Here is a 6,614-nt window from a genome sequence, read left to right on the forward strand (position 1 = left end):
GACCGGAGCAGGGGCGGCCGGTGGCAACTGCCGGAGGACCTGTACGCGGCCTTCCTCGCCGAGATCGCGGAGGTCCTGGTCTCTTCGGCCGAGGACCCGGACCGTAGGGAGGAGGTAGGGGAGTCCATCACGGAGTTGCGGGCGGCCCTGGGCACGTTGCGTGAGCGGCCGGGCCACCCTGGCCGCCGACTGGCCGCCGGGTACCTGGCGGGGCTGATCGCGGAGGACCCCGAGGAGGCCCTGGCGTCCTGCGAGGAGGCGCTCGACCTGGCCCGGACACAGGGGCGGACGGTGCTTCAGGCTGAGCTCCTGCTGGTTGCGGTGAGGGCCGCCCTGCGCGCCGGTGACCGCGACCGGGCCGCCGCCCACCTCGCCGTCGTGGAGGGGACGGCGGCGCGGTACGGACTCACACTGATCGGCCGTCAGGCGGCCCTGCTGCGGATCCGCCACGGGCTGGCGGAGGGGGCGCCGCCCGCCCTGGAAGCCGCCGAGGGCGCCACCGCCGCCCCCTCCGGGGAGGTCCCGCCCGCGGGGCTCACCCGGCGCGAGGCCGAGGTGCTCGCCGAGGTCGCCCAGGGCCGCACCAACCGGGAGATCGGGCAGGCGCTGCACATCTCGGCCAAGACGGTGAGCGTGCACCTGACCAACCTCATGGCCAAGCTCGGCGTGTCCAACCGCAACGCCGCCGCCGTGCGCGCCCGTGACCTCGGTATCGGCTGACTCCGGGGACGGGGCCACTCCGACCGCGCCGCACGCGAACCCGTCCGCGACCGGAAGCCCGCCGAACAGGCCGGGCGACATGCGCTCCGTGCGCCGTCGTCAGACCGTCCACGACGGCCGCCGCCGTGCCCGGCGGCGTGGCCGAACGCGCGGCGTCCAGTCCGAGCGGGTCCCTCACCCGGCTCGCCACGACGAGCACGGCGGAGGCGGAGGTGAACCCCGACAGGACGGAGCGGGACGGGAAGTCCGCGAGTCCGCCGAGCCGGAGCAGGCCCATCACCAGTGGAAACCGCGCCGACCACCAGGGCCGGAAGGGTGGCCGTCGGCCCCGGCGCTCACGCGGTTCCGGTGGCCCGACCGCCGGCGCGGCCGATCCGCGCCAGCGAGGCCTCGACGTCGACCGCGTCGCGCGGCTGGTTGTAGGGCAGCTTCGTGAGCAGTGTGCCCATCGCACAGGTGTTGGAGACGGCCGCGAACGTGAGCCCCGCTCCGATGAACGCGGCGACCCACACGGCCGGGGACCACCACAGGCCGGCGATCACGGAGGTGAGGACGATGCTCCCGGCGACCAAGCGGACCTGCCGCTCCAGGGCCCAGCGCTCACGGCCGCGGACGACGGGGGCGCCCGAGGCGGCCCAGGCGGACATGCCTCCGTTCAGGACCGCGGTGTCGGTGAGCCCGGCCTTGGCGAGGACGGTCCGGCACCGCTCGGCGCGCGCCCCCGACTGGCAGACGAGGACCAGGCGTCCGCCGGCGTTGGCCGTGACCCGCTCCAGGTGGCGTTGGACCAGCCCCAGGGGCAGGTTGACGGATTCGGCGATGTGGGCGCTCTCGTACTCGGCCGGGGTGCGAACGTCGAGGAGCAGGGTGTCGGGGTCGGTGTCGATCAGCGCGCGTGCCGACGCGACGTCGAGGGTGTCTGACATGAGTCCTCCAGGTTGGTGAGCGGTTCGGGGGAGTGCCGGGGCGGGAGAGGACGGCTCCCGCCCCGAGGAATGAATACACCGGGGGGTATACGACGGGCTCGGGTGCACGCCGTCGCCTCCTCGGTCAGACGGACACGAGCTGATAGGCGTTGTACCCGCCGGTCAGGTCTGACACGTCCTCGCGGCCGCGCGAACGCACGTGGCTCGCGGCGACACCGGACCGGTGGCCGCCCGCGCGGTGGACCACCACGGGGCTCAGCCGGCAGTTCACCGATCCGGGAGGGTGGGTCGGCCGCGGGATGTGGCCGCGCCCTCGACGACCACGGCACGGCCGGTGGCCTCGTCGCCGATGAGGTGGGAGGCCTGGGGCGGACAGTCGAGGTGGTACTGGGCGAAGATCATGACGTCTCCCTTTCGGGAAGACACGCCCAGGGGTGTGCGGTGGACGAAGGCGTACCGGGGGTATGCGGATGACGGGAGTGTCCGCATGCGCGGACACCGGTCAGGTGGTTCCGACCTCAGGCGAGTGCCAGGAAGAGCTTCTCCAGCTCCTCCTCGGTCATGGGCGGTTCCTCGCCGCGCTCGCGTGCGGCGTTGCAGTGTCGCATGCCCGTGGCCACGATCTTGAATCCGGCCCGGTCCAGCGCCCTGGACACCGCGGCGAGCTGCTGGAGGACGTCCACGCAGTCCTCGCCCTCCTCGATCATCGAGATCACGCCGCTCAGCTGCCCCTGTGCGCGGCGCAGCCGGGTGAGGGCGTCCTTGATCATCTCCGGCTTGAGTTCCACCGCTGACCACCTCCGTTGGACACAACATACCCCCACCCGTACCCATTCGCCCTCAGGGAGTTCGAGACGAGCACCACGCCGCACGCGGCTCCATCGGAAACGCCAAGGCCCGGCGGTCCAACTGGACCACCGGGCCCCGACGACGAAGCGCCGCCGCCTCAGAGCGTGGGCAGGTACCGCTGGAGCTCGTAGGGCGTCACCTGGCGGCGGTAGGAGTTCCACTCCGCCTTCTTGTTGCGCAGGAAGAAGTCGAACACGTGCTCGCCCAGCGTCTCGGCGACCAGCTCGCTGTTCTCCATGATGCGCAGGGCCTCGTCCAGGCTCTGCGGCAGCGGGCGGATGCCCAGCGCGCGGCGCTCGGCGTCGGTCAGCGCCCACACGTCGTCCTCGGCGCCGGGGGGCAGCTCGTAGCCCTCCTCGATGCCCTTGAGGCCCGCCGCCAGGATCACCGCGTAGGCCAGGTACGGGTTGCAGGCGGTGTCGATGGAGCGGATCTCGATCCGGCTGGAGTTGGACTTGCCGGGCTTGTACATCGGCACCCGTACCAGGGCGGACCGGTTGTTGTGGCCCCAGCAGATGTAGGCGGGAGCCTCACCGCCGGCGCCGGCGGAGGCGGCCGGGGCGTCCCACAGCCTCTTGTAGGAGTTCACCCACTGGTTGGTCACGGCGGTGATCTCGTCCGCGTGCCGCAGCAGACCCGCGATGAACCCGCGCCCCACCTTGGAGAGCTGGTACTCAGAACCCGGCTCGTAGAAGGCGTTGCGGTCGCCCTCGAACAGGGACAGGTGTGTGTGCATGCCCGAGCCCGGGTACTCGGTGAACGGCTTGGGCATGAACGTGGCGTACACGCCCTGCTCCATCGCCACCTCCTTCATCACGAGCCGGAAGGTCATGATGTTGTCGGCGGTGGTGAGCGCGTCGGCGTAGCGCAGGTCGATCTCCTGCTGGCCCGGGCCGCCCTCGTGGTGGCTGAACTCCACGGAGATGCCCATGGCCTCCAGCATGTTGATGGCGTTGCGCCGGAAGTCGTGCGCGCTGTTGTGCGGCGTGTGGTCGAAGTAGCCGCCCGAGTCGTTCGGCTCGGGGAACTCCCCGTGCTCGGGGAACTTCTTCAGCAGGTAGAACTCGATCTCGGGGTGGGTGTAGAAGGTGAACCCCAGGTCCGAGGCCTTGCCCAGCTGTCGCTTGAGCACGTGGCGCGGGTCCGCCGAGGACGGCGAACCATCCGGCATGAGGATGTCGCAGTACATGCGGGCGGTGCCGTGCGGCTCGTTGCGCCACGGCAGGACCTGGAAGGTCGAGGGGTCGGGCTGGGCGAGCATGTCCGCCTCGTACACGCGGGCGAAGCCCTCGATCGCCGACCCGTCGAAGCCGATGCCCNGGCGCCACGGCCACGGACTTGAGGTACCCGAGCACGTCGGTGAACCACAGCCTCACGAACCGGATGTCGCGCTCCTCCAACGTGCGGAGCACGAATTCCTGCTGTCGATTCACGATCAACCTTCCTCGATGCCGGTCAGTCCCGCTCCCGGCCCGCCGAACGCGGAGCCAAGCCGGACACAGTGTCCCAGACCCAGTCTGCCGTGCGCATATTTCCGGGGTATTTCCGCACGCGGTGTCGGGGCCGAGCACTCCGACCCCCACATCCGCATTATGACCGGTCCGACCCCCGTGGAACCGTCTTCCACAGGCGTAACACGAGACGGCTACCCTCGAAGGCGTGGCACAGTTGAGAATCGCACTCGCCCAGGTCAACCCCACAGTCGGTGACCTGGAGGGGAACCGCGACCTGGTCGTGTCGGCCGTCCGGCGGGCCGCGGGAGAGGGAGCCCACCTCGTGGCCCTGCCCGAGATGGTCGTCACCGGTTACCCGGTCGAGGACCTGGCACTGCGCAACTCCTTCGTGTCCGCCTCCATCCGGGCCACCCGGGAACTCGCCGCCGACCTGGACCGCGCGGGCCTGGGTGACCTCCCGGCCGTGGTGGGTCACCTCTCCCGGCGGGAGGGGGCGCCGCCCACCGGGTTCGCGCCGCACGGCGGACTGCCCGCCGGGGCCCCGCAGAACGCGGTCGCCGTTCTGCACCGAGGCCGGTCCGTGCTCACCTCGGCCAAGTACCACCTGCCCAACTACGGCGTCTTCGACGAGTTTCGCAACTTCGTGCCCGGCGACACCCTCCCCGTCCTGCGCGTCCACGGCGTCGACGTGGCCCTGGTCGTGTGCGAGGACCTGTGGCGGGAGGGCGGACCGGTCACGGCCGCCCGTGCCGCCCGTGCCGACCTCGTGGTCTCCCTCAACGGCTCCCCCTACGAACGGCACAAGGACGACGTACGCCTCGAACTGTGCCGGCGCCGTGCCCGTGAGACCGGCGCCGCGCTGGCCTACGTCAACATGGTCGGCGGCCAGGACGACCTCGTCTTCGAGGGCGACTCCCTGATCGTGGACGCCGACGGAGAACTCGTGGCGCGCGCCCCCCAGTTCGAGGAGACCTTGCTGGTCGCCGACCTCGACCTGCCCGACCGGACCGACAACGGTGTGCCCGACGGCACCGAGGTCGACGGTCTGCGGGTGGTCCGCCACACCCTCTCCGACACGCCGGTCACGCCCTACCCGCCCCGGGCGAACACCGTCACCCCCCGGCCCGACCCGCTCTCGGACACCGGCGAGGTGTACCACGCCCTGGTCGTGGGGCTACGGGACTACGTGGTCAAGAACGGGTTCGGCTCCGCCCTGGTCGCCGTCTCCGGAGGCATCGACTCCGCGCTGGTCGCGACCATCGCGGTCGACGCGCTGGGCGCCGACCGCGTCCACGGCCTCCTCCTGCCCAGCGCGCACTCCAGCGGGCACTCCGTCAGCGACGCGGAGGAGCTCGCCGAGCGGCAGGGGTTCACCACCCGAACCGTGTCCATCGCGCCCGTGGTCACCGCCTTCGAGCAGGCGTCGGCGGACATCGACGCACCGCTGAGCGGGCTGGCCGCCGAGAACCTCCAAGCGCGTGTGCGCGGCACCCTGCTGATGAGCCTGTCCAACCAGGAGGGCCACCTGGTCTTGGCCACCAGCAACAAGAGCGAGTCCGCCACCGGGTACTCCACCCTCTACGGCGACTCCGTGGGCGGGTTCGCCCCGATCAAGGACTGCTGGAAGACGCTCGTGTGGGACCTCGCGCGCTGGCGCAACGCCGACGCCGAACGCCGTGGCCAGGTCCCGCCGATCCCGGAGAACTCCATCACCAAGCCGCCGAGCGCGGAGCTGCGTCCCGAACAGCTCGACAGCGACTCCCTGCCCGACTACGACCTCCTCGACGCGGTCCTGGACGCCTACGTCGGCACCGACAAGGGCGAGGCGGAGCTGGTCTTCGCCGGGTACGACCCCGAACTGGTCCGCCGGGTCATCCGGCTCGTCGACCGCGCCGAGTACAAGCGCCGCCAGTCCGCGCCCGGGACCAAGATCAGCTCACGCAACCTCAGCCGCGACCGCCGCCTGCCCATCACCAACCGCTGGACCGTCTGAGCCGTGTGGCCCCGGTCTCGGCACGCGACCGTGCGGTCGCCCGAGGAGCGGGACCAGGATCTCGGTGAGATCGGCGGGGTGTTTCGCTTCCCGCCGGAACGGGATCGGGAGATCCTCTCCCCGGCGGGACGGGAGCACCTGGACGCCGCACGGATCGCGGTGGTCCTGGTGCGCACGCGGGGCACCGCCCGCGTGCGTCGGCCCCGCACCGCCGACCAGTGCGCCCAGGTGCTCGGCCCCGGTTGGGGGCGGGACCGCCTCGCAGGTGCTCTCACGTTCGGCTGACGTGTTCGGCCCCACGGGGACCGGGGCGGCACGATCGCCCACGGGACCGGCAGCGGTCCTGACGGTGGCAGACACCGTTTCCCCGGTGAGGGGCAGCAGGTGAGTGGCCTGCTGACACGGGAACCGGGTGGGAGCGCCGGCCGCCCACCGCCCTTCGTCGGACGGGGGCGACGGTCAGAGCAGGCCGAGCTCGCGGGCGCGAGCTCCGGCCGCCGCCCGGTTGGCCACCCCCAGCTTGCCCAGGATGTTGGACACGTGGACGCTCGCCGTCTTGGGGGTGATGAACAGCGCCTCCGCGATCTGCGCGTTGGTGCTCCCCACCGCGAGCATCCGGGCCACCTCCGTCTCACGCGCCGTCAGCCCGGCCGGAGCGGCGGGCGCGGCCTC

9 protein-coding genes and 1 pseudogene are annotated in these 6,614 nt (G+C 71.7%); 3 read left to right on the top strand and 7 right to left on the bottom strand.

Annotated features, from left to right (window positions below; translation table 11 throughout):
* The coding region (locus D471_RS38920) for a helix-turn-helix transcriptional regulator (protein WP_040692019.1) at window positions 1-720 on the top strand (720 nt) is incomplete at its 5' end.
* On the opposite strand, the gene D471_RS42700 is transcribed toward D471_RS38920, so the two are convergent.
* The 6 genes and pseudogenes from D471_RS42700 to D471_RS37020 all read right to left on the bottom strand — a co-directional run bounded on the left by D471_RS42700 (window position 650) and on the right by D471_RS37020 (window position 3,928).
* Window positions 650-997, bottom strand: a complete 348-nt coding sequence (locus D471_RS42700; RefSeq protein ID WP_394296866.1) for a SulP family inorganic anion transporter — start codon at window positions 995-997, stop codon at window positions 650-652. The two genes, D471_RS38920 and D471_RS42700, sit on opposite strands and share 71 nt — an antisense overlap.
* A gap of 58 nt (window positions 998-1,055) precedes the next feature.
* On the bottom strand, window positions 1,056-1,646 hold the full coding sequence (locus tag D471_RS0130265; RefSeq protein ID WP_017602078.1) for a rhodanese-like domain-containing protein: 591 nt from the start codon (window positions 1,644-1,646) through the stop codon (window positions 1,056-1,058).
* Between the two features lie 124 nt (window positions 1,647-1,770).
* A complete protein-coding gene (locus tag D471_RS42205) occupies window positions 1,771-1,896 on the bottom strand; it encodes a rhodanese-like domain-containing protein (protein ID WP_241479750.1) in 126 nt (41 codons plus the stop codon).
* Between the two features lie 17 nt (window positions 1,897-1,913).
* Entirely contained in the window at window positions 1,914-2,048 is a 135-nt protein-coding gene (locus D471_RS42425) for a hypothetical protein (protein WP_017602080.1), read from the bottom strand.
* Window positions 2,049-2,164: 116 nt separating this feature from the next.
* Window positions 2,165-2,416 carry a metal-sensitive transcriptional regulator gene (locus D471_RS0130280; protein ID WP_083924430.1) on the bottom strand — a complete coding sequence of 84 codons (252 nt, stop codon included), beginning with the start codon at window positions 2,414-2,416 and terminating at the stop codon, window positions 2,165-2,167.
* Window positions 2,417-2,592: 176 nt separating this feature from the next.
* Window positions 2,593-3,928: pseudogene (locus tag D471_RS37020) on the bottom strand (glutamine synthetase family protein).
* Between the two features lie 226 nt (window positions 3,929-4,154).
* On the opposite strand from D471_RS37020, the gene D471_RS0130290 reads away from it, so the two are divergent.
* Both D471_RS0130290 and D471_RS41200 read left to right on the top strand, forming a co-directional pair.
* Window positions 4,155-5,942 carry an NAD+ synthase gene (locus D471_RS0130290; protein ID WP_026128238.1) on the top strand — a complete coding sequence of 596 codons (1,788 nt, stop codon included), beginning with the start codon at window positions 4,155-4,157 and terminating at the stop codon, window positions 5,940-5,942.
* A 30-nt stretch (window positions 5,943-5,972) separates the two neighbouring features.
* Window positions 5,973-6,227: a hypothetical protein gene (locus tag D471_RS41200; protein ID WP_206538987.1), complete on the top strand. Its 255-nt coding sequence runs from the start codon at window positions 5,973-5,975 to the stop codon at window positions 6,225-6,227.
* 174 nt (window positions 6,228-6,401) lie between these two features.
* Here the strand turns inward: D471_RS41200 and D471_RS37030 are convergent.
* The coding region (locus D471_RS37030; protein WP_040692022.1) for a helix-turn-helix domain-containing protein at window positions 6,402-6,614 on the bottom strand (213 nt) is incomplete at its 5' end.

This window comes from Nocardiopsis lucentensis DSM 44048 (assembly GCF_000341125.1).
Classification (GTDB): Bacteria; Actinomycetota; Actinomycetes; order Streptosporangiales; family Streptosporangiaceae; genus Nocardiopsis; species Nocardiopsis lucentensis.

Excerpts from the sequence above, each read along its gene's own strand:
- D471_RS42700 (WP_394296866.1), bottom strand. The coding sequence starts at position 997 with ATGGGCCTGCTCCGGCTCGGCGGACTCGCGGACTTCCCGTCCCGCTCC.
- D471_RS0130265 (WP_017602078.1), bottom strand. The coding sequence starts at position 1,646 with ATGTCAGACACCCTCGACGTCGCGTCGGCACGCGCGCTGATCGACACC.
- D471_RS42425 (WP_017602080.1), bottom strand. The coding sequence starts at position 2,048 with ATGATCTTCGCCCAGTACCACCTCGACTGTCCGCCCCAGGCCTCCCAC.
- D471_RS0130280 (WP_083924430.1), bottom strand. The coding sequence starts at position 2,416 with ATGATCAAGGACGCCCTCACCCGGCTGCGCCGCGCACAGGGGCAGCTG.